The sequence below is a fragment of the Pseudoflavonifractor sp. An85 genome (assembly GCF_002161235.1).
Taxonomy (GTDB): Bacteria; Bacillota; Clostridia; order Oscillospirales; family Oscillospiraceae; genus Enterenecus.
In genome coordinates this window covers 29260-55367 of the sequence record NZ_NFHE01000005.1, presented here as the reverse complement: position 1 = coordinate 55367, position 26108 = coordinate 29260, and the positions used below count along the sequence as shown (strand labels likewise).

Genomic DNA, 26108 nt, shown 5'->3' with positions numbered 1-26108 from the left:
AACGTTCCCGGGGAAATTTTATGCTTGATTCTTTCTCTGAATCCTACGCAAATATATCATTCGAACCAAAGAAGTAACCAATATCACCGCACCCACACCACAAAACAGCAAGCTTGCAATCAAAAGTCCCCGAGATGGCTCCAGAATGTGATTGGACTGGTTGGGGTGCTCCGGATTATACTTCACCGGAAACACATCTCCCACACGCACTTCATCTCGTTGATGCCAAGCCGCCCCGGTGTACGTCTGCCCGTCCACCTCATAGTGGTACTGGACATCATAGCAGTCCTCCAGATGATGGCGTCCGCTCCGCTCCTGATGTATGTCCACTTGGAACACCGTTGCCTGGGTCATCGGCCAATCCACCTGAGAGAGCTGTTGCTGGTATTTCATATGGTTGTTTCCAGCCCATATGAGGGAGCCAAAAAAGAGGATCAGACCTAGTACAAACCAGAAACCAGGATCCGGTTTTCCATCCCCTTTCTGCCTGTGAATGACCATACAATCCCCCCTATATGTGGGATTATATACGTCCCTCTTTTCCGCGTCAAGACTCCTGTGGCCACGCCACCTTTCTCCAGATTGACAGCACCACAAGCGTAATACCCGCCACACACAGGATGGCATTGACCCAAATGTAGTCTTTTGTGGGCTTCAGAATGTCGGTGGACTGTTCCGGTGCCTGGGGGTTGTACTTGACTGGGAACGTATCTCCCACCGATGCCTGGACGCTTTGGTGTTCCATGAACTCTGTATACACCGTTCCATGGACCACGTATTCATAGGTAACATTGTAATAATTATTGTAAATAGGATGATCTATTGTTCCGGATCGTTCCCGCAAGACCTCCACCTGAACCACTGTAGCCTGGGTGGTGGGCCAATCTACCTGGGTCAGCCTCTCTTGGTATGCTTCGGTTCCACTCCAGAACCCCCACAGCGCACCGATCACCAGAAATATACCAAAGATGAGCCAAGTATTCCATGGCTTTCCTCTTCTGTGCCCTCTTCCTCCAATTCGAATGATCATCTTTCTCCTCCATTCGTTTTTCACTGGTACCTGGGTGAAAATCCGCTGTAATCCTCCAAGTCAAAGGTCTTGATTGGGCTGCTACCCTCCAGCTCCAATTCTGTCACGGACATATAGCGGGTCACCCGTCCGTCCAGAGTGGCCTGGAAGTCCAGGAGAATTCCCGTCTCTTTGTCCACCAGCATGGTGAAATGGTCGGCGCTGTGTTTTTCCGCAATATAATCTGAGGTAGTGCCCTGTATTTTCACACAGGTTCTCCCCAGATACTCCACCCCGTCGTCCACGATGTCCCACCGCTCCATATCTGCCAGGTAACTATACGCCAATTCCTGGGGATCCACGCAATAGGCAGAGAGGGAGCAGTTGGTGGCATCCCGGCGGTAGCGGTAACAGGGCATACCATCCTCCTCCACAGCGATACGCTGGGCCAAGGAAATATAATAGGCGTCTTCCCGGGAGTAGTACCCACTATGTTCTACTTCATAGACTCGCTGTTTCCGATTTATTGTGATTTTAGAGTGATTTTGGCTGTACATCTCGGTATACAGCTCTCCGTTTTCCCAGGTGGCCTGGTAGGACGTGCCTGCGTCAAGGTCGATGTGGTATTCCACGGTGGTGGTGGCCTGACTAAGCATGGAGGTCTCCATGGTCAAATCCAGGCGGTTATAAAACTCCATAGTATTGAGCATCTGGTTGAACAAATCCACTTTGGCGTCGCCGGTTTTATCTTCTTCCAGGGAACCGGTGTTCTCCGGGACGGTTTGGGTGTACCAGTCCAGCCAGTTCTCCCCCTCATCCGACTGCTGTGGAACGTCCTCTTCCGGCGTCACCACCTCTACCACCGGGGCCTTTTGCGCTGCATCCACGGGGTCGGTGAGGAAACACACCGACACCACCACACCCAGGCATACCGCCGCCCCAATCCCCCACACCGTGGGACGCTGGTGGAACAGAATCTCCCGGATACGCCGCTGCACCCCCACTTCGCCAAAGGCCAAGGGAGTGACCACACGTTCCTTTGACCCTGCACTGTACGTGAGCAGCGCTTGGGAGTAGTCTGCCCGCTCCTCCCGGTTCATAGAGCGGATGACGCTTTCATCACAGGCCAGCTCCAAATCCCGGCAGAACAGCACATAGCCCAGCCACACCACGGGGTTGAACCAGTGCACTGCCAGCACCAAAAAGCCCAAGGGCTTCCACCAGTGGTCCCCGCGCCGGATATGCGCCCGCTCGTGGGCCACCACACTGGTCCTCTCCTGCCGGCTGAGGTGGGTTGGCAGGTAGATGCGGGGTCGCATCACTCCCAGCACAAAGGGATAGTCCAGATTCTCGCTCTCATACAGGTTTTTCTCCAGCGGAATGGCGGTTTTTATCTTCCGACGCAGCCGCCCCTGGGAGAGACACACATAGACGCACATGCCCACCACACCCAGCAGCCAGATCACCGCCAACAGGGCCGTCCAATTCCAGCCAGACAGCGGCGTGGCATTGGCGATGGTTGATGCTCCACCTTGGCCTGTCACAGTTGCGCCGTCCGCAGCTTGGGAAGCAGCGGAGAGGATCAGCGGCTCCAGCACCAAATCGGTACGAGGGGCCATACTCCACACGCTCTTGAGGGAAATGGGGCACATCAGGCGCACTCCCACCAGGCCCCACAGCAGCACCCACATCCACTTGGGTGCCCGATCCACCACCCGGCGCACCACCGCCACCGCCAACACCATACCGCTGGCGGACAAGCTCATCTGCAACACCTTCAGCCATAAATCACTCATCCATGCCCTCCCCTTTCCGATATCGGTCAATGAGCTGCTGCATCTGCTGGATATCCTCCTGGGACAACTTTTGCCGCCGCCCAAAGGCGGCCACAAAGGCGGGAATGGAGCCCTCAAACTTCTTTTCCACCAACTCGTCCAGTTCGGCGGCCTGGGCCTGGTCTTTGGAGACCAGAGTAGTGACGACTCCTCCGTCGTTGCGCAGCACCCCACGCTCACACAGCCGTTTAATCACCGTATAGGTGGTAGTGCGTTTCCACTCCAGCTTCTCCCGGCACAGCCGCACCAGCTCGGTGGTAGTCACCGGCTCGTGCTCCCACAAAATGAGGCAAAAGCGATATTCACTTTCAAAAATCTTGGGCACTTCCATAACGGCCTCCTTGTCTAATGGATTAGTCACTTCACCTTGAGTCTAAACCATTAGACAGTCCCTGTCAAGTCCAACCATAAAAAAGCCTCGCTGGGAGAAATCCCAGCGAGGCTTAGCATTGCGAAATTAGAAAAATACCTTCTGATCCAGCGGAGCGGTGCTGGCAATCAGCTTACCCTTGCGGTAGTTGCGCAGGATATTGGCGTTGAAGTTCAAAGCGTCGTACCAGTCCTTGGCATCCAGGATGATGAAGTTGGCGTCATTGCCTTCCTGGATGCCGTAGGCATCCCCCAGGTGGAGGGTGCGGGCGGCGTTGGTGGTGACAAAGCGGTAGGAGTTGATAATCTCCTCGTAGCCCAGCATGTGGCCGGCGTACAGACCCATGAACACCTGATCCCGCATCTTGGCGTTGCCCAGGGGATTCCAGGGGTCGAAAATGTCATCGGAGCCGAAGGAGACGTTGATCCCCTCGTCGGTGAGCTCCTTGACCCGGGTCATGCTGCGGCGCTTGGGATAGGTGTCGGTGCGGCCGCCCAGGTGCACGTTGACGCAGGGATTGGCCACAAAGTTGATACCGGACAGCTTCAACAGGCGCATCAGGCGGATGACATAGGCATTGTTATAGCTGTGCATAGCGGTGGTGTGGGAGGCGGTGACCTTCTCCCCCATGCCCATCTCATAGGCGCGGGTGGCCAGGGTCTCCAGGCCCCGGGAGGCCTCGTCGTCGATCTCGTCACAGTGGACATCCACCAGCTTGTTATACTTGGCGGCCAGCTCCATGCAGATGTTCAAAGACTCCACGGAGTACTCCCGGGTGAACTCAAAGTGGGGAATAGCGCCAGCGGCATCCGCCCCCATCTCCAGGGCCTTTTCCAGCAGCTTGGCCCCGTTGGGATAGCTGAGAATGCCGTACTGGGGGAAAGCCACGATCTGGATGTCCATGAAGTCACGGACCTCTTCCCGCACTTCCAGCATGGCCTCCAAGGCGGTGAGCTTGGGGTCATTGATGTCCACGTGAGTGCGCACGTACTGGATGCCGTTGCCCGCCTGCATGCGGATGGCCTGATTGACCCGGGCCTTCACGTCCTCATGGGTCAGGGAGGGCTTGTACTCCTCCCAGCACTGGATCCCCTCAAAGAGAGTGCCGGTGAGGTTCCAGCGGGGGCGGCCAGCGGTGAGGCAGGTGTCCAGGTGCACATGGGACTCCACAAAAGGAGGCAGCGCCATCTTGCCTGCGCAGTCGGACACCACTTCCTCCCCAGGCAGGGGCTCCAGGTGAGGGGCAATGCGCTCAAACTTTCCATCCGTCACCCGGATATCCACGGTCTCCTGGTCATTGGCCAGGTGCAGCTTTTGAAACAGCATGGTTGTTCCCTTCCTCTCTTAGTTCTTATTCTTCTTCCCCAGCAGTTCACCCAGGAAGAAGCAGATGCCAGCCACGATCATAGCGTTCAAAGCGGCAATGCCCCAGGGGAATACATTGGCCACCACAGCGCCCACTACGATACCTGCGATGTTAAACCAGTTCACCGCCACCGTCTTGGTGCAGTCCCGGAACTTCTGACGGTTTTTCAAAAAGTCCAGAATGACAATAGCGCCGATGGGAGGCAGCGCGCAGTTGAGGATGTTCAGCCAGCCGGTAAAGTTCCAGTACAGCCAGATGGCCAGGGCGGTGCCCACAATACCGGCAATCCAAGTGGTGAACTTCATACGCACCCCGGAGACGTTGGAAATAGCCAGGCCGCCGGTGTACAGCGCGTTGTTGTTGGTAGTCCAGATGTTGGCGCCCAGTACGATGAGGGCGGGGATGGCCAAGCCCTGGGCGATCATCACGTAGAAGATGTCATCCTTGCTGGTGAAGGCGCCACCCACCGCGCCAAAGCAGAACATCAGGGTATTTCCCAGGAAAAAGGCAATGACCGTGGTCCACACGGCGATCTTGCTGTTCTTGGCAAAGCGGATGAAGTTGGGTGTGGCGGTACCACCGGAGATAAAGGAACCGATAACGTAGCCGATGCCGGTCACCAGGGAAATCCCACCGGCGGACTGGGCAAAGATGGCGGTGAGGCCGCCGCCCTCTCCGATGGAGGTAATCATGGAATACATGCCCAAAATGACAATGAGGGGCACGGAAATATAGCTGACGATCTCCAAAGCCTTCATACCGGTGGCGGCGGTGGCAGTCATCAGCAGGCCAGCCACAATGGTCAGCGCCCACTGGTTGACCCCCATCAGCTCAGCGGCAGGAATGGAAAACATGGCCACACCTACGCCGAACCAACCAATCTGAGTAAAGCCCAGAATGGCGGAGGACAGATAGGAACCCTTTTCCCCAAAGGTTCTCCGGCACAGCAGGTCCATGTTCAGGCCCGTGCTAGAGCCAATGTAGGCCAGAATGCCACAATAGGCGGACAAAATCAGGCCGCCAATCAAACAGGCCCAGGCAAAACCGGACAGATCCAGTCCGTTACCCAGCTTGGCTCCCACGCTCATGCTGGCAGAAAAGAAGGTAAAGCCCAGCATGACAAAGAACATGTTCCAGAAGCCTTTGCGGGCAGATTCGGGGACCGCCTCCAAAGAGTAGTCCGCATCCACCTGGGGGTGTTTTGCTTTTTCGTTTTTGCTCATACGCAATAATTCTCCCTCTTGATCTTGTTTTCGATTGGGTGAATACCCAGTTGAGTACTATACCATGTTTTTGACTGGAATGTCCACCCATATTCCCTTGATAAACTGCCGAAAATCTGCATATTTATACCATAAAAATTATCTTCCTTGGAAAGGCATGAGTTACGTCCATAGGCAGCCATTTTCTCTGCTTTCTTCAAAGTTATTGTGTGCCATCTGCAATATAGTTAATTCCATATAATTTCATATTAATTTTTTATTATGATTCTTGCATTCTGATGTGTTGTAGTCTACAATGGACAGGTAAGCTGTTCGAGATGGCTTCCAACGAACTCCACTGGCTCCAAGCCCCCCTTGGATGACAGAAAGCCCCAGCCCTCCGGGTCAAACCGGAGGGCTGGGGCTTTTTCAACGGTTGGATGACACTTGGAAGGGCTTTTCACCACACCTGTCGGCGCACCTGTAACCCCTCCAACTGGTGCACTGCCTGGGTACACCGAGTCATATGATACCGAAGATAGGCTTTTTTCGCCTCTCGCTGCTCTTTTTGTCTGCTCTGAAACAGCATCCAGTTGGCGCAATTCTTATGGCATCCCTCATAGTAGTTCGGACAGGTCTTTTGACAAGGCAACATGGTGCATCCCACTCCTCTCATGGTTCCAGTATAAACCTATGACGTAGGAGAGGCCACCTATGTCTTGTAAAGTTCCTGTGAAGGTTGTATGTGGAGGCTCATTCAGGGTGTTTGATTGCGGGCGCTCCTTCTCCAGACCAGGATAGCCAGAAAGGCCAACCCTGCCCCGCACACCGGAATTGACCACCGCCAGTCACCGTCTTTTTTCTGTGGCTGAACCACTGCTGTTGTGGTGCCACTCACCGTCCGGGCCTGTTCGCCGGAGCCCCAACGCTGTGGGTTGGTGGCTGCCCCAACCACCTGCGCGATCAGACTGTGTCCATATGCATTGGGATGAAAGTCCAGATTCACCTTTGCAAATACGGATACGGCTGCATTGCAAGGGTTTTCCTGGGCTTGTTCGAAGGCCGTATAGACATCTGCCACCGAATACCCCATCTGTGCCCCCACCGTGGCAATGGCTGTGTTCAGGGCAGAAACACCATCTTCCAACGCCTCCTCTATGTCCTGTGCTGCGGTGGCCAGCGGCGGATACTTGGTAAATTCCTGTAGCAGATAGCGATACGGGTTGTACTGATTGGCCACTACCAAATGCACCTGGGGATTGACCGTTTGAATTTCTGTGACCACCTGAATCAGGTTATCCGTAAATTGGCCCAGCGCCTCCTGTTCCTCTTGGGAGGTGGAAAACCCTGAAATCTCCCCCAGAGCAAAGGTGACCTTGGTCATATCTCCCCCCATCAACGCCTGTTGCATGTTCTCCCCCGTGGGAGATTCATCGGGATAGCAGGCATGATACCGTTGGGCCAGGTATTCATACAATGCCTGCATCAAATCATTGCCACCAATGGTCACGGTAATCACATCCGCCCGAGCCACCGTCTGCATGGCTTCCGGGTCCTGCAAACACTCCAACAGCGTTTGAGAGGTCTCTCCATTTTGTGCCAGCGAGGTGAGTTGAAAGCCATTCTCAAGGGCTACCTGCTGGGTAAACCTCTGCTCCTCCTCTTCCAGCCCGTATCCGCTGGAAACGCTGTCCCCCAGGGCCACATAGCAGATTTTCTCACTGGATTGGGCCATGGACACAGGATTGAGACACATCATCACAGCCCCACACAGCACCCATCCCAGCAGTTTTCCCCCCCATGTTCCACCGTTCACACTTCCACCGCTCCCTTCTATATTTTCAGGTTCTCCTGCAACTTGCCATGGTCCAAACGGACATATTCCCCCATTCTTGCCCTATTCCTCCATTTGGCGTATAATAGAATGTATCCTGTTTCAAAGGAGGGGAATTTTCCCTTGGCTACCAGCGACAAAACCCAACTGTTTGAATCAACCCCCATTCCCCGAGCCATAGCATCTCTGGCCATTCCCACGGTGATGAGCTCCCTGGTGATGGTGCTGTACAACTTGGCCGACACCTTTTTCGTGGGCATGCTCAACAATCCTGTGGAAAATGCCGCCGTCACCCTGGCGGCCCCTGTTTTGTTGGCCTTCAATGCCGTAAACAATCTCTTCGGAGTGGGCAGCTCCAGCATGATGAGTCGCGCCTTGGGCCGAAAGGACTACGACACTGTATACAAAAGCTCTGCCTTCGGCTTCTACTGTTCCCTCATCTGCGGAGCCCTATTCTCCCTGTTCTATTTTCTCCTCCGGGACCCGCTTCTGGTGGTGTTGGGGGCAGACGCCCAGACCACCCAGGGAACCATCGCTTATCTGAACTGGACCACCGGTTTGGGCGCTGTCCCCGCCATTTTGAATGTTGTCATGGCCTATCTGGTGCGTTCGGAAGGCTCGGCTCTGCACGCCAGTATTGGCACCATGAGTGGATGTCTGCTGAACATTGTGCTGGACCCCATCTTCATCCTGCCCTGGGGCTTCCACATGGGAGCGGCTGGGGCCGGCTTGGCCACCTGCATTTCCAACTGTGTGGCTTGCCTGTACTTCTTCGTGCTGCTGTGGGTACGCCGGGGAAACACCTATGTGTGCATCCATCCCAAGCACTTCACATTCCGCCCGGACATTGTCAAAGGGGTGTGTGGCGTTGGCATCCCCGCCTCCATCCAAAACCTGCTCAACGTCACCGGTATGACGGTGCTCAACAACTTCACCGCCCCCTTTGGCGCCAACGCCGTGGCTGCCATGGGCATTGCCCAGAAAATCAACATGGTACCCATGTATGTGGCTATGGGCCTGTCCCAAGGCTTGATGCCCCTGGTAAGCTATAACTTCGCCAGTAAAAACTACCAGCGCATGAAAAAAGGTATTCTTTTTACCGGGCAGATTACCGTGGCTTTCCTGGTGGTTCTCACAGGTGTATATTTCTTCTTCAGCCACACCTTCATCACCCTGTTTATGAGTACCCCCGAGGTTGTGGAATACGGCTCCACCTTCCTGCGCGCCATGTGTCTGGCTCTTCCCTTCTTTGCCACGGACTTTTTGGCCGTGGGCGTGTTCCAGGCCTGCGGACTGGGTCGAAACTCTCTGATCTTTGCTATTTTGCGCAAAATCGTACTGGAAATTCCCGCTCTGTACATCCTCAACCAACTGTTCCCCCTGTACGGTCTGGCTTGGGCGCAATTCTGTGCGGAAGTCATCCTCAGCATTGCGGCCGTCATTACACTCAGCCGCCTGTTCCGGCGGCTGGAAAGCGGTGTGCACAACGTTGCTTGAGTTCCGGCGTATACTTGACGGTAGCTTGCGACTATGCTACACTGTAGTTAATCTCATAAGGTAAAGGGTGAAAACATGCGCAAGTAAACAGTTTCTTGTCATGATGATATTGCCAATTCGGTCCATGTATCCATGGGCTTTGGTTTTCGTGACGCGAGGAACTGTTTACTGACACTCTGTTCAGGGAGGTTCTCCCCCGGTGCAGGGTCCTGCCTTTCGTTGCGTCAGTCTGTCCTCGTGTCATTGAGGACAGACTTTTTCTTTGCTGCGAAAGGAGCGATTGACACATGCTGCAAGTGAAACATCTCACCATCACCCATAAAAAAGACCTCACCGTACTGGTGGACGATTTGAGCTTCGTGCTGGCCCCCGGAGATCGGGCCGCTATCATTGGCGAGGAAGGAAACGGAAAATCCACGGTGCTCAAGCTTCTCTTTGCCCCCTCCCTGGTGGAGAGCTACGCCGAATGGACCGGAGAAATCATAGACCACGGGTGTCGTAAGGGCTACCTAGCCCAGGAGCTCCCACCAGAGACGTTGGAACTGCCCGTGCTGGACTACTGCCGCTCCACTCCCACCTTCGAGGACGCCGACCCCAGAGAGATTTCCCGCACCGCTCGACAGTTGGGACTGGACGAGGGGCTGTTCTACGATTGGCGGCCCATGTCCACCCTGTCCGGGGGCGAGCGGGTAAAGCTGCGCCTTGCCCTACTGCTGCTGGCCCAGCCCGACCTGCTCCTTCTGGACGAGCCGTCCAACGATCTGGACGTGGACACCGTGGAGTGGCTGGAGGAATTTCTCCTCTCCTGCCCTGTCCCCGTCCTCTATGTCTCCCACGACCAGCTGCTGCTCACCCGCACCGCCAACGTGGTCATCCATCTGGAGCGGCTACGTCGCCGCACCACCGCCCGGTGCACCGTCTCCAATCTGGACTATGCCTCCTATACCGCCCAGCGCCAGGTAGCCTTTGCCCAACAGGAGCAGATCTCCCGCAAGGAGCACGCCCAATACCAGGCCAAGCTGGAAACCTACCGAAAAATACGGGACAAGGTGAACCACCAACAGGCCACCATCTCCCGGCAAGACCCCCACGGCGGCCGTCTGCTGAAAAAGAAGATGCACGCTGTGCAGTCTCTGGGCCGCCGCTTCCAGCGGGAGGCAGAGCAGATGACCCCCATGCCCGAATGGGAGGAGGCCATTCTAGCCGCCTTTGACCCTGTAAAGGCAGCCCTTCCCGCCGGAAAAGCGGTGCTGCGGTTAGACCTACCTCAATTGACCGTGGAAGACCGGGTATTGGCTAAAAACATTCATTTATGGGTGACTGGCGGGGAGAAAATCGGCATTGTCGGCCCCAACGGAGTGGGAAAGTCCACGTTGCTCAAGCTCATTGCCCAGCAACTACTCCCTCGTGACGATATTCGGGCAGCCTATATGGCCCAGAACTACTTCGATCAGTTACCCCGAGACCAGACCCCTGTGGAAATTTTGGCTCCCTCTGGTCGGAAGGAAGATATCACCTGGGCCCGCACCTTGCTGGGGTCCATGAAGTATCAAGCTGAGGAGATGGACCATCCCGCCACGTCCCTCAGCGGAGGCCAGTGTGCCAAGCTACTCTTTCTGGCCATGGTGCTCCGTGGTAGCAACGTCCTCATTTTGGACGAGCCCACCCGCAACTTCTCTCCCCTATCCGCCCCGGTGATTCGTAAAGTTCTGGCAGAGTTCCCGGGCGCCATTCTCAGCGTGTCCCACGATCGGGAGTACCTCTCCCAGGTGTGTGGGCGGGTGCTAACACTGACCCCCAACGGGCTGGAAGAAGCTCATGCATAATGGAAAGCCCCCGGATACACATATCCGGGGGCTTTCCTAGTCATTTTTTGAAGAGTACAAACTTTAAATTGCGGTCACATGCCGCCAAAAACACCTCTTTCGGAGAGGAAATGTGGCGCTGTTTCAGCTGCTTGTCCAGCCAGGTCCGGTCCAGACCCATGCGGCGAAGATTGTCCTCCAAAATGCGCCCGTCCATGATGAGCTCGGTGAAGATAAGTTCCTGATCTGGGCTCAAGTTTAGATCCTGGGGCGTCACCGGACGCTGGGTGGTGACCGGCAGGATGGTGAGCTTGCCATTGTACTCAAAGATGGCCCTCTGAATGGTGGTCAGGTCAAAATACCCCTGCTGGCGGCACATGACCAGAAACTCGCTCAAATCCAACCGAGCCTTCTTCATGTTCTCATAGTATAGTTTCCCGTGGTCCAGCAAAATGGTAGGGGTACCGTTGAGGTACTTTCGACTTCTGGGAAAGCGGCTGGAAATGAGGCTCAGGAACAAGGTAACGCCGCCGTAGAGCACCATGGCAACCATGGGCTTCCACGGCTCCTCCAACTCGGTTGCCATCTCAGCGGCAATGGAGCCGATGGTGATTCCGGTGATATAGTCAAAGAAATCCAGCTGGGCAATCTGCTTGTGTCCAATGATTTTTGCCGATAAAAACAGAACAGCAAAGGACCCCACGGTGGTGAGACAGAGAGTAAGAACAGGCATGGCGTGCGCCTCCTTTTCTGGTATTCTGTCTCAAAACCCCAGAAACATACATATCGCCCTCATTTCTGCTCAAGTTGGCAAATCCACCCCACGCAACAGGCTGAAAGAAATGCATGACTAACGAAAAGAGTCTGCTGCAAATTTGTGATTTTGCAACAGACCCTTTTTTGTATCAATTACTACCAAGCGGGATTTTGGTCCGGAGAGAGGGGCTTCATCAGGTATTCCATCCCCTTTTCACCGATGATATAGGAGAAGTCCCGATCTGGGCCGTCAAAGGAGACATATACCCGGGAGGTGCCGTCGGTGGACACATCCCACAGCTGCATCACCGCCTGGTCGGCGTAGTACAAGGTGGCCACGGGCGCCTCCTCCGGGGCCTGTCCTGCCACCGACCCAGCGCCCAGAGCTACCATGGTGTTGTAGATGGTGAAAGCGTTGTCAGGGGTAATACGCAGGGAGACGCCGTCCACTTCGGCTCGCAAATTGTTCTTGGTATAAACCTGAGTGGTCTGGGAGGAGAGGGCGGCCAGATACTGCTTGTACTGGTATTGGTGCAGAAGCGTACGGGCCACGGGGTAGATACAAGCGACCAGTACCACCACGGCCACTACCACAATTCCCACCAGCCAGCCACGCTTGCTGTGGGGCTGGCGCTGGTTGCGGGGGACAACATTTTCATACATGCCGGACATGGTATGCTCCTTTCTGGGGATCAGTCCAAAACGGTGTTCAGTTCCGGGGAGAGGTAGGCGGTGAGAAGGTCCCGCAAGGGGTCACCCACCATAAGATAGGAGAAGTCCACGTCCTCTGTGTCCGAGGTGAAGTGGATGTACACCCCGTTGGAGAAGCCATTGGAGTCGTCTTCCAGAGGTACGTCCCACAGATCCATGGTACCGTAGATGCCATAGCTCAGGCGCACATCCGGCTCCCGCTGGGGCTGTTCATTGGAAATATAGCAAGGTCCCTGCTTGACAATGGCCCCACACAGCTTGTAGGCGTTGTCCTGGCTGATGGCCAGGGTTTGGCCGTCCACCTGTGCGGTGAGCACCTGGGTGGAGGAGGTACGGTAGGTAGCCGTGGACAACACCGTGACAAACTCCTTGTACTGGGTCTTATGCGCCATCATGCGCACCGGGGGATACAGACACAGGACAAAAAACACCACTACAACGACAATGAGAATGCCCATGGTGAACCGCCCTTTCGGCCGCTTGCGTCCATGAAAAGGGATGACGTTTCCATACATGTTCTCCATGGATGATACCTCCTTGCTGAGACTCGGTCCAGGGAACGGACTGACCAAAGACATGTTTCTATACTCCCCTATGGTAACACAGAGGGTAAGAGGAGAAAAAGCCCCAAATCTTGAGAAATTTTTCTCTGGTAGAGAGGCCTTACGCCATTATAATTCCGGCTTAACGGGAAAATCCCGCAAAAGCTCGTAGGCACTGCGGTACTGCCGATTGGCGGTGTACCATTCCAGCACCCAGGGCAGGTGGAACGCCGCAAAGCTGATGGGGAGCTGAGCCCGGCAGTCCTGAAACACCTGCAAGAGCTGCGTGCCGTATTCCGGGTGATGCAGATAGTCGGGATGCTCCAGGCGATAGCGCACCAGATGGCACATCGGACGGCCCAGCTCAAAGTGCCAGTCTATCTTGTCCGCCCGGTCCAGCGCCTCCAAAGCTTGGCTGGTCAACCCCAGCTTCTCACAGCACAGGGCCAGCTTTTGCAGTTCCATCCCCGTGGGCTGATCCACGGTGGAGAAATACGCATAGGCTTTCTGGTATTCTCCCCGCCCCAGGTATCCCGAGGCCTGATTGTAGTTCATGACCCGCAGGGTACTCTCATCCCCCAAAGCCTGGATCAGCCGCTTGGCCACCCGGTACTGCTCCTCCATCTGCTCCACCTGGAACTGACCGCAGTAGCAGTTACCCATATATACCTTTGACAGCAGCATCAAGCGCACATAGCCCTGCTCACTGGCCTGCTGGTAGACCTGGCTCAGGCACTCCACCGCAGCGGTGTAGCTGTCCCCTCGGAAATAGTGGTCGATTCCCACTCGAAGCCAGGTATAGGCGCAGGGGTACAGGTCCAAAGCCTCTTGGTAGCGTTGCTGCTGCACCCGCCACAGGGCCAGCTGGCGGCGGTCCAGATACTCCTCCAGCTCCATGTCCTCCACGGCCTGTTCCGGGTGGACAAAGCCCCGCAGCACTGCCACGTCCAGCCCATAGGGGCTGCTTGCAAGCCGGGGTGCCAGGGCATCAAATTCCGGAGCCGGGTCCCTGTGGTCCTCTGGTTCGCAGGACAGCACCGCCTCATAGCAGTGCTCCACCCACTTCTCCCCTGCCGTCAGGGTCTCTGGGTCCTCGTACCAGGGTACATCCAGCCGCTCCAGCAGTAGGCGCAGCACCTCGCCGCTGCCCTCTGCCTTGCCCTGCTCGATTTTGGAGAGGTAGGACACGGTGCAAATGCCACGGCACAGCCCCTCCTGACTCCAGTCCCGGCGCAGCCGCTCGCCCCGGATGACCGCCCCCGCAAACAGGCGGTTACCGGGGCTCTCCATCGTACACCGCTCGGCTTCCGCCAATAAACTTGGGCCGGGTGCGGGCGCACAGCAGCAGCCCCTCCCCGATGTGGTTCAGGCTCAGACGCACTGGCACAGCCACGTCCTTCAAGTGCATCCCAATGAGGGTTCCGCCAATATCCAGCCCAGCGTGGGCCCGGATATGCTCCACCGCCACCGGGTGGTCAAACTGGACCCAGGCTGTGGTGGCAAAGGAGCCTCCCGCCTTGGGCTGGGGTACCACACAAACCGGCTCGTAACCGTACTTCTCCGCGCACGCCCGCTCCACAATGAGGGCTCGGTTCAGGTGCTCGCAGCACTGGGCGGCCAAAAACACGCCGTGCTGCTGGGCCACCGGCCAAATTCCCCGGAAGATGGCCTGGGCCGTCTCCAGGCTGGAGGCCTTTCCAATGTGACCTCCCACCACCTCCGAGGAGGAACAGCCTACCACCAAAATCTGGCCCGGCTCCATGCCCGCCACATCCAGCAGCTGGGTGGCTGCCTGTCGGCTCTGTTCCTCAATCTGTTCCAAGGTCCACGTCATATCTGTCACCTCACAAGTTGTAAAGTTTGGAGTACTTCTCCGCGAGATAGTCGGTGTACACCGTGGGGTCAAAGTCCCCGCAGGATTGCTGCACCAGCTGCCTGGGGTCCAGCATCTGTCCGTAGCGGTGGATTTTCTCTGTGAGCCACTGGGTGACGGGGCTCAGATCTCCCCGGGCCACGCTGCCCCACACATCCACATCCTGCTCCATGTTGCGCAGCATCTGAGCTCCGTAGGCGCTGCCCAGGGCATAGGAGGGGAAGTAGCCAATCATGCCGCCGGACCAGTGGGAATCCTGCAAGCAGCCGCGGGTGTCGTCGGGTACGTCCACACCCAGATACTCCTTGTACAGCCGGTTCCACTCTGCGGGTACATCCTTCACCTCCAGGGTGCCGCCGATGAGCTGCTTTTCCATCTCATAGCGTACCATGACATGGAGGCAATAGGTGAGCTCGTCAGCCTCGGTGCGGATGAGGGAGGGCTGGGCCATGTTCACCGCGCGGTACATCTGCTGGGCGGTGACATCAGCCAGCTGCTCCGGGAACAGCTCCTGCATTTTGGGGAAAATAGCCTCAATAAAGGGTAAAGAGCGGCCAATGAGGTTCTCATAGAACCGGGACTGGCTCTCGTGAACACCCATGGAGGAGCCGCCACTCAGGCAGGTGTAATCATAGGCGGGGTTCACGTCCAGCTCATACCGGGCGTGTCCACCCTCGTGAATGACGGAATACATGGAGCTGGCCACATCGTCCTCCAAGTAGTGGGTGGTGATGCGCACATCCTGACTGTTGAAATTGAGGGTGAAGGGATGCTCCGTCTCCCCAATGGCGCAGTGAGCCCGATCCAGGCCCATGACCTCCATGAGGTAGTCGGAGAACTTGCGCTGGGCCTCCACCGGGTAGTGGCGGTGGAGGAAGCTCACGTCCGGCTGTTCCTTCTCCCCAATGGCGTGAATGAGGGGTACCAGCTTGTCCCGCACGGTGGCAAAAAACCGATCCAGCTGCTCCATGTTGGCTCCCCGCTCGTACTCGTTGAGCAGAGCATCATAGGGGGCTTTGTTGGGGTCATAGTACCCGGCAAAGCGGCGGTTGTAATCCACCAGCTTCTCCAGCAGAGGCGCAAAGAGGGGGAAATCGTTGGTCTCCTTGGCCCGGTGCCACACGTCACTGGCCTCGTTGACCAGCATGGCGTACTCCATGTACTCCTGGGCAGGGATGCGAGAGAGTTGGCGATATTCCCGGCCCAGTAGCTCCACCTGGCGGCGCTGCTCCCCCGTGAGCTGCTCCCCGGCTTGGGCCAGTACCTCCAGCATCTCTCCCACCTGCGGGTCGGACAGGGTCTTGTGCTGCTCTCCAGCCAAAATGCCCAGGGCTACGCCGCGCCCGGCTGAGGTATCCCGAGGGGCCACGGTGACACCATCTAAGTACAGGGAGGATTGGGCTACCGTGTAGGCATAGAGCTTCTTTTGCAGCTCGTCCAGCTTTTCAATGGCCTGTTGTATCTCCATAGCGATCATTCCTTTCGTATAAGCCCCCCAGAAGATTTCTGGGGGGCTTAGGTATTACATGTTCAATTGTGCCTGGTAGTCCTCCACCAGGCGTCGAGCCACGGCCAGCCCTTGGGGGGACATGCCGCCGTCACGGATGACGATGTTTCCCCGCCACAGGCCAGTACGGCGCAGCCAGTGCAGAGCTTTGACCCCCTGTTCCAGTCCCTCCCCATCCCCATGTCCCGTCAGAGACACGGTAAGGTCCAAAGGGATGGGCATAAGCAATCTGCCCAGCAAAAGCCAGCACACTCCCAATAGTCCCAGGGCTGCCAGCAGCCCCAAAACCAGATACACTCCCACAACCAACCACCACCTTTGGGCCATTCTATGCCCTCTAAGCACAGGTGGTCACAGGATATTCTTTAAAACAGACTCTTCACTCCGTAAGAGAGGATGCTGATGATCAAACCCGCAGACAATACGCCTCCAGCAATGGAGGGCATCGCCCTATTTAAGCGCATGTCCAGGAACGCTGCCACCAAGGCCCCGGTCCAGGCTCCGGTTCCAGGCAGCGGAATAGCCACAAAGATGGCCAACCCCAAGTACTGGTACTTGAGCACTGAGGCGCTTTTCAGATGGGCCTTCTGCTCCATCTTGTCCACCAGGCTGTTGAGCCGGGGCATATGCTGGCGCATAAACATGAAAATGCGGCGAATATACACCACAATAAAGGGTACCGGGATCAAGTTTCCAATCACAGCTGCCAGATACGCCGCCCACACGGGCAGTCCCGCAGCCACACCAAAGGGAATGCCCCCTCGCAACTCGATCACCGGTACCATGGATACCAGCAGCGTGAGCACAAACTCACCATTGAGGTCGGTGGTCAGCCATTGCATCAAATCCATCTCTTAAACTCCTCTGTCTTTTTCTAAAATTTGTTTCAGGTAGCGGCCCGTATAGCTCTCTGGACACTGGGCCACCTGTTCCGGGGTACCGCAACACACCACGGTGCCGCCCCCGGCGCCCCCTTCGGGGCCTAAATCCACCAGGTAGTCAGCGGTCTTGATGACGTCCAGATTGTGCTCAATGACCACCACCGTGTTCCCAGCCTCCACCAAACGTTGGAGCACATCCACCAGTTGATGCACGTCGGCGGTGTGCAGACCTGTGGTGGGCTCGTCCAGGATATAGATGGTGGAACCGGTGGAACGCTTGGCCAGCTCCGTGGCCAGCTTCACCCGCTGGGCCTCTCCGCCGGACAAGGTAGTGGAGGGCTGGCCCAGCTTGACATAGCCCAGTCCCACGTCCATGAGGGTCTGGAGCTTATTTTTCAGCCGGGGCAAATTCTCAAAGAAGCCCAGAGCCTCCTCTACCGTCATTTCCAGCACTTCATGGATGTTCTTGCCCTTGTAGCGCACTTCCAGGGTCTCCCGGTTGTATCGCTTGCCTTTACACACCTCGCAGGGCACATAGATGTCGGGCAAAAAGTGCATTTCAATTTTCAGAAGGCCATCACCGGCACAGGCCTCGCATCGTCCGCCCCGGACATTGAAGGAGAACCGACCCGGGCCATAGCCACGGCTTTTGGCATCGGGAGTGGAGGCAAACAGGTCCCGGATATCTCCAAACAGCCCCGTATAGGTGGCAGGATTGGACCGAGGGGTACGCCCAATGGGAGACTGGTCAATGGCGATGACCTTATCCAGATGCTGGATGCCCTCGATGCCATCGTGCTTGCCCGGTCGGGCCTTGGTGCGGTTGAGTTCCGCTCCCAATCTCTTGTACAAAATCTCATTGACCAGGGAAGATTTACCCGAGCCGGATACGCCAGTCACAGCGATAAACGTACCCAAGGGGAAATCCACATCAATGTGGCGCAGGTTGTGCTCACTGGCACCCAGCACCCGCAGCACTTTGCCGTTACCCTCTCGACGGTGTTCCGGGATGGGCACCTTTTTCCGTCCGGACAGGTAGTCGCCAGTGATGGAACCGGGAGTATCCATCACCTCTTTGGCCGTGCCGCAGGCCACCACCTGGCCGCCGTGGACACCGGCCCCAGGGCCAATGTCGATGATATAGTCGGCTGCCCGCATGGTGTCCTCGTCGTGCTCCACCACAATGAGGGTGTTGCCCAAATCCCGCAGGTGCTTCAACGTACCCAGCAGCAGGTCATTGTCCCGCTGGTGCAGGCCAATGGAGGGCTCGTCCAAAATATACAGCACCCCCATGAGGGAGGATCCAATCTGGGTGGCCAGACGAATGCGCTGGCTCTCACCGCCGGACAGAGTGCCTGCCTGACGGCTCAGGGTCAAGTATTGCAGACCCACGCTCTTCAAAAATCCCAGCCGCTCCCGGATTTCCCGCAAAATGCGGTCGGCAATCATCATCTGGGTTTCGGTGAGAGTGATGGTGTCCAGAAAGGCCAGAGCCTCGTCCACCGGCATCTCGCAGAACTGGTGGATGGAAATGCCCCCCACCGTCACCGCCAGAGACTCCGGGCGCAGCCGCTGCCCGTGACAATCGGGACAGGGGGACTCGCTCATGCACTCCTCAATTTCCCGCTTCATGGCGTCCGACTGGGTCTCCTTGTACCGACGCTCCAGGTTGTTGATCACACCCTCAAAGGGCTGGTACAGAACTCCCTTACCCCGGGGCTGGTCGTAGTGGATGGTGAGCTTCTCGCCACGGGTGCCATACAGGATGATGTCCAGCACTTCCGGAGTGAGTTTCTCAATGGGATCGGTGAGTTTAAAGTGGTATTTGGCCGCCAGGGCATCAAAGTACATGCGGGAAATGCCGTCAGACTTGATGTTGTTCCACCCGGAGGCGGTGATAGCCCCCTCCAAAATGGACAGGCTGCGGTTGGGGATGATGAGATCCGGGTCCACCTTCAGCTGCGCCCCCAGGCCGGTACAGGTGGGACAGGCTCCAAAGGGGTTGTTGAAGGAGAACATACGGGGGGTGAGCTCCTCAATGGAGATGCCGCAGTCCTCACAGGCGTAGTTCTGGGAGAAGAGCAGATCCTCATCCTTCTCCACCAGGTTGACGATGACCACACCGCCGGACAGAGCGGTGGCGGTCTCCACCGAGTCGGTAAGGCGGCGGGTGATGTCCTCCCGGATGACCAGACGGTCCACCACGATCTCAATGTTGTGCTTCTTGTTCTTCTCCAGCTTGATCTCCTCGGACAGATCATACAAAGCGCCGTCAATGCGCACCCGGACGTAGCCGGATCGGCGGGCATCCTCCAGCACCTTGGCGTGCTCGCCCTTTTTCCCCCGGATGACGGGGGCCAATACCTGAATGCGGGTGGCCTGGGGCAGCGCCAACACCTGATCGATGATCTGGTCAATGGTCTGCTGGTGGATCTCCTTGCCACACTTGGGACAGTGGGGGGTACCCACCCGAGCCCACAGCAGACGCAGGTAGTCGTAAATCTCCGTCACCGTGCCTACGGTGGAGCGGGGGTTTTTGGAGGTGGTCTTTTGATCAATGGAGATAGCCGGGGACAGACCCTCGATGTAGTCCACATCCGGCTTTTCCATCTGCCCCAAGAACATACGGGCATAGGAGGACAGGGATTCCACATAGCGGCGCTGTCCTTCTGCATACAAGGTCTCAAAGGCCAGGGAGGATTTGCCCGAGCCAGACAGGCCCGTGAGCACCACCAGCTTGTCCCGGGGAATCTCCACGTCAATGTTTTTTAAGTTGTTCTCTCGGGCGCCCTTGATCAAAATATGGTCTAGCATGGGTTGGGTCTCCTTCAAGTTTACAGGCTACCATTAGTAGCCAAATTCCTTTGCCACGTCACGAAGCATTTCCCGGATGGGCAGCTCGTAGGGGCAACGTGTCTCACAGGCACCACACTCCACGCACTCTCCGGCGTGGTGGGCCAGAGACTGATAGCGGCTCACCGCCCAGTCGGCCAGGCCGTAGCGGCGGGCGTAGTTGGCCATGAGGAACTGGGACGGGATGTCCATGCCCACGGTGCAGGGGGCGCAATAGCCGCAGCGGCGGCAGAAGTGGGTGCCCAGCTCGGCCCGAATGCGCTGGCACTCCTCCAGCTCGGCCTGGGTCAAAGGAGTGGTCAAATCCACCTGAGCGTTGCGCTGCACTTCCTCCACGCTGCCCATGCCGGGGATGGACACATCCATCACCCCAGAGGCGGCAACGAAGCGCAGGGCCAGATTCCAGTCCTCCAGATTTCCGCCCGCCATGGGCTTCATGGCGATGGTGCCAATGCCCTTTTCTCGGGCCAGGGCCAGCACCTCATGGCCCTGCATCTCCACGATGTTGTAGGGGAACATCACAGTCTCGATCTGATGGGCGTGCTCCTCCACCAGCAGACGAAGAGCGTCCAGGGAGTGGGCGGTGGCTCCAATGTGTCCAATCTTCCCTGCCGCTTTGGCCTCAGCCAGAGCCTCATAGGCTCCGTCGGGGCCAAAGACCTGGTCAAAGTTCTTCAATGGCAGGTTGTGAATCTGGTACAGATCGATGTAGTCGGTTTGCAGGTTGCCCAGGCTGATGTCAATGTCTCGGGCCATGGCCTCCCGGGTGCGAGACATGGACTTGGTGGCCAGAATGAATTTCTCCCGGCGGCCCTTCAGGGCAGCACCCAGATATTCCTCGGACACCGTATAACCCCGGGCGGTATCAATGAAATTGATGCCGAACTTCTCCAGTTCGTCCACCACCGCCAGAGTGTTGGCCGCATCGGAGCGCTGGATGGGGATGCCACCAAAGGAGATGGCCGATACCTTCAGTCCGGTGTTTCCCAATGTTACCATGTTCATATTTCTTCTCCCCTATTCATCCACAATCACATCGGCAGCTGTGGCACGCACCAGATCCATGAGAGCCTGGGGCGCCACTTCCACCTGAAACCCAATCTTTCCGGCGGACACATAGATGGTGTTCTGGTCCAGGCAGCTTTCATGGAACACGGTGGGAAACTGTTTTTTCATTCCCACCGGAGAACAGCCGCCGTGGACGTAGCCGGTGAGAGGCAACAGCTCTTTGCTGGGCAGCATGGCCACCGACTTCTCCCCCACCGCCTTTGCCGCCTTCTTCAAATCCAAGGTGGCAGCCACCGGAATATCAAACACATAATATCCCCCAGAGGCCCCACGGGTCACCAGGGTTTTAAACACGCAGGCAGGGTCCTGGCCCATACTCTGGGCTACGCTCACCCCATCCGGGGCGGTCTCCCCATCGTGAGGATAAGTGTGGCCCTGATAGGGTACCTTTTTCTGCTCCAGAACCCGCATAACGTTGGTTTTTTCCTCTTTTTTCTTTGCCATGGTCTGTTCAGTCCTTTTCTTTCAGACGGATAATCTGATCGCGCAGCTGGGCAGCCAGCTCGAACTCCAGCATACGAGCCGCTTCTTTCATTTCCTTTTCCAGTCGGGCAATGGTGGCCTTGCGCTCCGCATCCGTCATCTTCTTGGCCCGCTTGGTGGTCTCCTCCGCCTCCTGGGCCACGCTCACCAGCTCTCGCACGGACTTCTGCACCGTCTTGGGCACAATGCCGTGTTCCTGGTTAAAGGCGTCCTGGATGGAGCGGCGGCGCTCCGTCTCCGCCATGGCGCGGGCCATGGACGGGGTAATGGTGTCGGCATACAAAATGACCCGGCCCTGGGCGTTTCGAGCCGCACGGCCAATGGTCTGGATGAGGGCGGTCTCGGAACGCAGGAAACCCTCCTTGTCCGCATCCAAAATGGCCACCAGAGACACCTCGGGCAGGTCCAAACCCTCACGCAGCAGGTTGATGCCCACCAGCACGTCGAACTCGCCCAGGCGCAGGTCCCGCACGATTTCCATACGTTCCATGGTGTCGATATCGTGGTGCATATACCGCACCCGAATTCCAGCATTTTTCAGATAATCCGTCAAGGTCTCCGCCATTTTCTTGGTCAGGGTGGTCACAAGAACCCGCTCGTTTTTCTGGGTGCGCTGGTTGATCTCCCCAATGAGGTCGTCCATCTGTCCTTCGATGGGCCGCACCTCCACCAGGGGGTCCAACAAGCCGGTGGGACGGATGACCTGCTCCACCACCTGCCCGGACCGGGTGCGCTCATACTCGCCAGGGGTGGCGGAGACATACACCACCTGGTTGAGCCGCTTTTCAAACTCGTCAAACTTTAAGGGGCGGTTGTCATAGGCACAGGGCAACCGAAAGCCGTAGTCCACCAGAGAGGTCTTTCTGGCCCGGTCGCCGTTATACATAGCCCGCACCTGGGGCAGAGTCACGTGGCTCTCGTCAATGAAGAGCACGAAATCCTTGGGAAAATAGTCCAGCAAGGTGTGAGGCGGGGACCCCACGGGACGGCCCTCAATCACTCTGGAATAGTTCTCGATGCCGGAGCAGTATCCAATCTCCTGCATCATCTCAATGTCGTACATGGTGCGCTGCTTGATACGCTGAGCCTCAATGAGCTTCCCCTCGGCCTCAAACTGGGCCACCCGCTCCTCCAGCTCCTTGTAAATCTCCTGGATGGCGGCGTCCATTTTCTCCTTGGGTGTGACGTAGTGGGTGGCAGGCCACACAGGGATGTTGTTCAGCCGCCGGATGATGGAGCCAGTGAGGGCGTTGACCTCGCTAATGCGGTCAATTTCATCCCCGAAAAACTCCACCCGCAAGGCGGTGTCCTTCCAGTAGGCGGGCCAGATCTCCACCGTGTCCCCCCGCACCCGGAACATGTTGCGCTCAAAGGCAATGTCGTTGCGCTCATAGCGGATGGCCACCAGCCGCTTCAAAAGCTCCGGAATGGGAATCTCCATTCCCACTCGCAGAGAGACCATCATTTTGGCAAAGTCCTCCGGCTCGCCCAAGCCGTAAATGCAGGATACGGAAGATACCACGATCACATCCCGCCGCTCCAACAGCGAGGCGGTGGCAGACAGGCGCAGGCGGTCAATTTCCTCGTTGATGGCCGAATCCTTCTCAATGAAGGTGTCGGTGTGGGGAATATAGGCCTCGGGCTGGTAGTAGTCGTAATAGGAGACGAAGTATTCCACCGCATTGTTGGGGAAAAACTCCTTGAACTCCGCACACAGCTGTGCGGCCAGAATTTTGTTGTGGGCCAACACCAGGGTGGGCCGTTGCACCGCCTCAATGACCTTGGCCATGGTAAAAGTCTTACCCGAACCGGTGACACCCAGCAGGGTCTGCTCGTCCAGGCCGTTCTCAATGCCCTGGGCCAGGGCTTCAATGGCCTGAGGCTGATCTCCGCTGGGGGTGTAGTCGGACACCACTTGGAAACGCTGTTGCATGAAATACCTCCCTCCTATGATTGGTTACAGATTCATATAGCCGGACTCCCGCATGGACACCATCTCATCCTCAGCCACAATGAAGTGGTCCACCAGGCAAATTCCCACTTGATTTAACAACTGATACATGTATCGGGTGGTCTGGATATCCTGGGCCGAACACAAGGCAATGCCGGAGACGTGGTTGTGGGCCAGGGCCACGCGGGTGGCTCCACAGGCCAGCGCCGCCTCCACCACTTGTCGCCCGGTGACGTCCACCCGGTCAGGGACGCCCTCGCCCAGCTTGCGGCAGGCAATGAGCTTTTGCTTGCCGTCCATACAGATGAGGTACACCATCTCGTTGCGGGCCCCGAAAAACAGCGGCATGAGCAATTCTTTGAAGTGCCAGCTGTCGGTGAGCTGGCCGGAAAAGCTGGAACGCTCCTCCAGATACCGTCCCGCCAAGGCAGGCATGAGTTGAATGAGGGTAGCGGTGTTCTCCCCCACCCCTTTCACCGCCAGCAGCTGCTCCCGGGTGGCCTGGAACACCCCGGCCAGAGAGCCAAACTGCTCCACCAGCTCGTGGGCCAGCGGGTTCACATCCCCCTGAGGGATGGAATAGAAGAGTAACAACTCCAAGGCCCGATGGTCTGGCATCCCTGCCAGACCACGGGCCATGAATTCCCGTTTCACCCGTTGCCGGTGCCCTTGATGCACCCCGCCGGGTTTCATTTTGGGACTACTGTCCGCCACGTTCTTAGCCTTTCGCGCCGTAGGTGGCCAGATACTCCTCCATGCGAGCCAGCATAGCATCGTCGATGTACACCTTGCCGTCCACAGGCTTGTTGTGCAGGCACTCCATCACCTCACGGATGGTGACGATGGGATAGACCTGGATGCCGTAGTCCTCACGCAGCTCGTCCAGAGTGGTGCAATCCCGAGTGCCCCGCTCCATACGGTCCACGGAGACGAACAGAGCGTCAATGTGTACGTCGGCCACGTGCTTGAACAGCTCGATGGACTCGCGCACGGCAGTGCCGGCGGTAACCACGTCCTCAATGATGGCGATGTGGTCTCCATCCTGGGGCTTGTAACCCACCATGGAGCCGCCCTCGCCGTGGTCCTTGGCCTCCTTGCGGTTGAAGCAGTAGGGGATGTCCCGCACATAGTTGCGGTACAGAGAGGCGGCGGCGGTGACAGCCAGAGGAATGCCCTTGTAGGCAGGGCCAAAGAGGGCGGTGATGCCCTCGGGCATGTTCTCCTGGATGCAGGCGGCATAGTAGTCGCCCAGACGGGCGGCCTGAGCGCCGGTCTTGTAGTTGCCGGTGTTGACAAAATAGGGGGTCTTACGGCCAGACTTGGTGACAAAATCCCCGAAAGTCAGCACCCCAGAGCGCACCATAAAGTGAATGAATTCCTCACGATAGTTCATGTTTCATACATCCTTTCTCCGCATCAAGCATTAATCGTTATATTATACCATTCTGGTCTGTTTTTCTCAAGACATTCCCGGTTTTTTTCCATGTAAAACCCTCTGAATTTTTGGGCTCATTCCTCTTGGGTTTTTGCCATGTCGTAGATGGCCCGCACCTGGGCCAGACGCTGGCGAAACTCCTCCACTGCCCAGGTGGGCGAGAGCACCTCTACCTGCGCCCCCAGTCCAAACAGCCACCCCCAGAAGGGCGGGCTGACCACCAGGTCCAACGTCACGGTAAAACGTTCTTCATCCTGGGGCACCAGCATAATATCCTGCCCAAACCGGTCCAAAAACACCCCTGCCAGCGAGGAGGCGCAGCGCAGGCGCAGCTGGCAGGGCCGCCCAGCATACATGCCAAAGTGGCGGCGGGTGTATCCTTCCAAATCCCAGCCTTCCCGGTCCTTGCCCCGCTCTCCAGTTCGCTGGATCTCCGCCATCTTATCCACCCGGTAGTGGCGCACCTCTTCCTTGGTGTGGTCCCACCCTGCCAGGTAGTAATTCTCGTTGTCCCAGATGAGTCCGTACGGGGTCACCCGGTACAGCGCCCCGCCTCGGCGGTACACCCGCTGTTTGGCCATGTTGACCTCAAAATAGCGAAAGGTGATGACTTGGTTGGCTCCAATGGCTCCGTGGAGCCGGTCCACATTGTAAAAGATGCTCTCGTTCATGGTCTTGATCCGACGGTCCACATACACCTGCCGTTGCAGCTGCCGGGCCTGGTACACTGAGGCCAGGGATTCCAGCTTATGAATGAGGGCGTTGCTCTTTTTCTGGGTGAGAAAACGGCTGGACTGCACCGCATCCACCAGCAGCTTCAACTCCGCCAGTTCAAACTCCCGTTCCCCAATAAACCAGCCGCCGCCCACTCCCCGCCGGGTCTGTACGTCCAGCCCCAGCTGGCGCAGCTGCTCCATGTCGTCATAGATGCTCTTGCGTTCGGCAGGGGCGTTCCACCGCTCCAGTTCCTCCTGGAGCTGTCCCAGGGTGACGGGATGCTCTTCGTCACTGTGTTTCAGCAAAAACCGGGCCAAAACCATCAGTTTCCGTTTCTGATTGCTCCCCTTTGGCATAGTATCCCCTCCTTTTCTCGAATAGTATACCACAAACGAAGTCCCGTTTATAGGACT

At 57.1% G+C, this 26108-nt stretch carries 25 protein-coding genes; 2 read left to right on the top strand and 23 right to left on the bottom strand.

All coding sequences use genetic code 11. The features are described 5' to 3' along the window. Positions 1–18 precede the first annotated feature (18 nt). The 8 genes from B5G37_RS03995 to B5G37_RS03960 form a co-directional block, all read right to left on the bottom strand. Positions 19–501 (bottom strand): DUF3592 domain-containing protein, encoded by a 483-nt coding sequence (locus B5G37_RS03995; RefSeq protein WP_158099342.1) that lies wholly within the window; start codon positions 499–501, stop codon positions 19–21. Positions 502–547: 46 nt separating this feature from the next. Further along, positions 548–1030, bottom strand: coding sequence for a DUF3592 domain-containing protein (locus B5G37_RS03990; RefSeq protein WP_087254239.1), 483 nt, complete (start codon positions 1028–1030; stop codon positions 548–550). A 20-nt stretch (positions 1031–1050) separates the two neighbouring features. Further along, positions 1051–2805, bottom strand: coding sequence for a M56 family metallopeptidase (locus B5G37_RS03985; RefSeq protein WP_087254236.1), 1755 nt, complete (start codon positions 2803–2805; stop codon positions 1051–1053). Continuing rightward, the gene (locus B5G37_RS03980) at positions 2798–3175 is read right to left on the bottom strand and encodes a BlaI/MecI/CopY family transcriptional regulator (protein WP_087254233.1); all 378 of its coding nucleotides are present in this window, start codon (positions 3173–3175) and stop codon (positions 2798–2800) included. The genes B5G37_RS03985 and B5G37_RS03980 overlap by 8 nt, the downstream gene beginning before the upstream one ends. Positions 3176–3301: 126 nt before the next feature. Beyond that, positions 3302–4540 carry a cytosine deaminase gene (gene codA, locus B5G37_RS03975; protein WP_087254230.1) on the bottom strand — a complete coding sequence of 413 codons (1239 nt, stop codon included), beginning with the start codon at positions 4538–4540 and terminating at the stop codon, positions 3302–3304. An 18-nt stretch (positions 4541–4558) separates the two neighbouring features. Beyond that, the gene (gene codB, locus B5G37_RS03970; RefSeq protein ID WP_087254228.1) at positions 4559–5803 is read right to left on the bottom strand and encodes a cytosine permease; all 1245 of its coding nucleotides are present in this window, start codon (positions 5801–5803) and stop codon (positions 4559–4561) included. A 439-nt stretch (positions 5804–6242) separates the two neighbouring features. Continuing rightward, a complete protein-coding gene (locus B5G37_RS03965; RefSeq protein ID WP_087254226.1) occupies positions 6243–6437 on the bottom strand; it encodes a hypothetical protein in 195 nt (64 codons plus the stop codon). A gap of 102 nt (positions 6438–6539) precedes the next feature. Beyond that, positions 6540–7598: a GDSL-type esterase/lipase family protein gene (locus tag B5G37_RS03960; protein ID WP_087254224.1), complete on the bottom strand. Its 1059-nt coding sequence runs from the start codon at positions 7596–7598 to the stop codon at positions 6540–6542. A 141-nt stretch (positions 7599–7739) separates the two neighbouring features. Between B5G37_RS03960 and B5G37_RS03955 the strand changes: the two genes are divergently transcribed. Beyond that, positions 7740–9113, top strand: coding sequence for an MATE family efflux transporter (locus B5G37_RS03955; protein ID WP_242962751.1), 1374 nt, complete (start codon positions 7740–7742; stop codon positions 9111–9113). A gap of 287 nt (positions 9114–9400) precedes the next feature. Further along, a complete protein-coding gene (locus B5G37_RS03950) occupies positions 9401–10939 on the top strand; it encodes an ATP-binding cassette domain-containing protein (protein ID WP_087254217.1) in 1539 nt (512 codons plus the stop codon). Positions 10940–10979: 40 nt separating this feature from the next. Here B5G37_RS03950 and B5G37_RS03945 read toward each other — a convergent pair whose 3' ends face one another. The 15 genes from B5G37_RS03945 to B5G37_RS03875 all read right to left on the bottom strand — a co-directional run bounded on the left by B5G37_RS03945 (position 10980) and on the right by B5G37_RS03875 (position 26051). Continuing rightward, complete coding sequence (locus B5G37_RS03945; RefSeq protein WP_087254214.1) at positions 10980–11651, bottom strand: DUF421 domain-containing protein; 672 nt, start codon at positions 11649–11651, stop codon at positions 10980–10982. Between the two features lie 179 nt (positions 11652–11830). Continuing rightward, positions 11831–12346: a hypothetical protein gene (locus B5G37_RS03940; RefSeq protein ID WP_087254211.1), complete on the bottom strand. Its 516-nt coding sequence runs from the start codon at positions 12344–12346 to the stop codon at positions 11831–11833. A 20-nt stretch (positions 12347–12366) separates the two neighbouring features. Continuing rightward, complete coding sequence (locus B5G37_RS03935; protein WP_087254208.1) at positions 12367–12909, bottom strand: hypothetical protein; 543 nt, start codon at positions 12907–12909, stop codon at positions 12367–12369. A 147-nt stretch (positions 12910–13056) separates the two neighbouring features. After that, on the bottom strand, positions 13057–14217 hold the full coding sequence (locus B5G37_RS03930) for a helix-turn-helix transcriptional regulator (protein WP_087254205.1): 1161 nt from the start codon (positions 14215–14217) through the stop codon (positions 13057–13059). Continuing rightward, positions 14201–14761 carry a TIGR01440 family protein gene (locus tag B5G37_RS03925; protein WP_087254202.1) on the bottom strand — a complete coding sequence of 187 codons (561 nt, stop codon included), beginning with the start codon at positions 14759–14761 and terminating at the stop codon, positions 14201–14203. The genes B5G37_RS03930 and B5G37_RS03925 overlap by 17 nt, the downstream gene beginning before the upstream one ends. A 10-nt stretch (positions 14762–14771) precedes the next feature. Then, on the bottom strand, positions 14772–16268 hold the full coding sequence (locus B5G37_RS03920; RefSeq protein WP_087254199.1) for a carboxypeptidase M32: 1497 nt from the start codon (positions 16266–16268) through the stop codon (positions 14772–14774). Between the two features lie 54 nt (positions 16269–16322). Next, positions 16323–16610, bottom strand: coding sequence for a hypothetical protein (locus B5G37_RS03915; RefSeq protein ID WP_087254196.1), 288 nt, complete (start codon positions 16608–16610; stop codon positions 16323–16325). Between the two features lie 62 nt (positions 16611–16672). Further along, on the bottom strand, positions 16673–17158 hold the full coding sequence (locus B5G37_RS03910) for a small multi-drug export protein (RefSeq protein WP_343229679.1): 486 nt from the start codon (positions 17156–17158) through the stop codon (positions 16673–16675). A gap of 3 nt (positions 17159–17161) precedes the next feature. Beyond that, the gene (uvrA, locus tag B5G37_RS03905) at positions 17162–20002 is read right to left on the bottom strand and encodes an excinuclease ABC subunit UvrA (protein WP_087254195.1); all 2841 of its coding nucleotides are present in this window, start codon (positions 20000–20002) and stop codon (positions 17162–17164) included. Between the two features lie 33 nt (positions 20003–20035). Next, positions 20036–21046 carry an aldo/keto reductase gene (locus tag B5G37_RS03900; RefSeq protein ID WP_087254192.1) on the bottom strand — a complete coding sequence of 337 codons (1011 nt, stop codon included), beginning with the start codon at positions 21044–21046 and terminating at the stop codon, positions 20036–20038. 12 nt (positions 21047–21058) lie between these two features. Then, on the bottom strand, positions 21059–21553 hold the full coding sequence (gene ybaK / locus B5G37_RS03895; RefSeq protein WP_087254189.1) for a Cys-tRNA(Pro) deacylase: 495 nt from the start codon (positions 21551–21553) through the stop codon (positions 21059–21061). A 7-nt stretch (positions 21554–21560) separates the two neighbouring features. Further along, positions 21561–23525: an excinuclease ABC subunit UvrB gene (uvrB, locus tag B5G37_RS03890; protein ID WP_087254187.1), complete on the bottom strand. Its 1965-nt coding sequence runs from the start codon at positions 23523–23525 to the stop codon at positions 21561–21563. Between the two features lie 24 nt (positions 23526–23549). After that, the gene (locus B5G37_RS03885; protein ID WP_242962750.1) at positions 23550–24197 is read right to left on the bottom strand and encodes a JAB domain-containing protein; all 648 of its coding nucleotides are present in this window, start codon (positions 24195–24197) and stop codon (positions 23550–23552) included. A 64-nt stretch (positions 24198–24261) separates the two neighbouring features. Continuing rightward, positions 24262–24936, bottom strand: a complete 675-nt coding sequence (gene pyrE, locus B5G37_RS03880) for an orotate phosphoribosyltransferase (RefSeq protein WP_087254184.1) — start codon at positions 24934–24936, stop codon at positions 24262–24264. Positions 24937–25052: 116 nt separating this feature from the next. Beyond that, on the bottom strand, positions 25053–26051 hold the full coding sequence (locus tag B5G37_RS03875) for a WYL domain-containing protein (protein ID WP_087254181.1): 999 nt from the start codon (positions 26049–26051) through the stop codon (positions 25053–25055). Between the last annotated feature and the right edge of the window lie 57 nt (positions 26052–26108).

Coding starts and splice junctions, on each gene's coding strand:
- B5G37_RS03995 (WP_158099342.1), bottom strand. CDS start 501: ATGGTCATTCACAGGCAGAAAGGGGATGGAAAACCGGATCCTGGTTTC.
- B5G37_RS03990 (WP_087254239.1), bottom strand. CDS start 1,030: ATGATCATTCGAATTGGAGGAAGAGGGCACAGAAGAGGAAAGCCATGG.
- B5G37_RS03985 (WP_087254236.1), bottom strand. CDS start 2,805: ATGAGTGATTTATGGCTGAAGGTGTTGCAGATGAGCTTGTCCGCCAGC.
- B5G37_RS03980 (WP_087254233.1), bottom strand. CDS start 3,175: ATGGAAGTGCCCAAGATTTTTGAAAGTGAATATCGCTTTTGCCTCATT.
- codA (WP_087254230.1), bottom strand. CDS start 4,540: ATGCTGTTTCAAAAGCTGCACCTGGCCAATGACCAGGAGACCGTGGAT.
- codB (WP_087254228.1), bottom strand. CDS start 5,803: ATGAGCAAAAACGAAAAAGCAAAACACCCCCAGGTGGATGCGGACTAC.
- B5G37_RS03965 (WP_087254226.1), bottom strand. CDS start 6,437: ATGTTGCCTTGTCAAAAGACCTGTCCGAACTACTATGAGGGATGCCAT.
- B5G37_RS03950 (WP_087254217.1), top strand. CDS start 9,401: ATGCTGCAAGTGAAACATCTCACCATCACCCATAAAAAAGACCTCACC.
- B5G37_RS03945 (WP_087254214.1), bottom strand. CDS start 11,651: ATGCCTGTTCTTACTCTCTGTCTCACCACCGTGGGGTCCTTTGCTGTT.
- B5G37_RS03940 (WP_087254211.1), bottom strand. CDS start 12,346: ATGTCCGGCATGTATGAAAATGTTGTCCCCCGCAACCAGCGCCAGCCC.
- B5G37_RS03935 (WP_087254208.1), bottom strand. CDS start 12,909: ATGGAGAACATGTATGGAAACGTCATCCCTTTTCATGGACGCAAGCGG.
- B5G37_RS03930 (WP_087254205.1), bottom strand. CDS start 14,217: ATGGAGAGCCCCGGTAACCGCCTGTTTGCGGGGGCGGTCATCCGGGGC.
- B5G37_RS03925 (WP_087254202.1), bottom strand. CDS start 14,761: ATGACGTGGACCTTGGAACAGATTGAGGAACAGAGCCGACAGGCAGCC.
- B5G37_RS03920 (WP_087254199.1), bottom strand. CDS start 16,268: ATGGAGATACAACAGGCCATTGAAAAGCTGGACGAGCTGCAAAAGAAG.
- B5G37_RS03910 (WP_343229679.1), bottom strand. CDS start 17,158: ATGGATTTGATGCAATGGCTGACCACCGACCTCAATGGTGAGTTTGTG.
- uvrA (WP_087254195.1), bottom strand. CDS start 20,002: ATGCTAGACCATATTTTGATCAAGGGCGCCCGAGAGAACAACTTAAAA.
- B5G37_RS03900 (WP_087254192.1), bottom strand. CDS start 21,046: ATGAACATGGTAACATTGGGAAACACCGGACTGAAGGTATCGGCCATC.
- ybaK (WP_087254189.1), bottom strand. CDS start 21,553: ATGGCAAAGAAAAAAGAGGAAAAAACCAACGTTATGCGGGTTCTGGAG.
- uvrB (WP_087254187.1), bottom strand. CDS start 23,525: ATGCAACAGCGTTTCCAAGTGGTGTCCGACTACACCCCCAGCGGAGAT.
- pyrE (WP_087254184.1), bottom strand. CDS start 24,936: ATGAACTATCGTGAGGAATTCATTCACTTTATGGTGCGCTCTGGGGTG.
- B5G37_RS03875 (WP_087254181.1), bottom strand. CDS start 26,051: ATGCCAAAGGGGAGCAATCAGAAACGGAAACTGATGGTTTTGGCCCGG.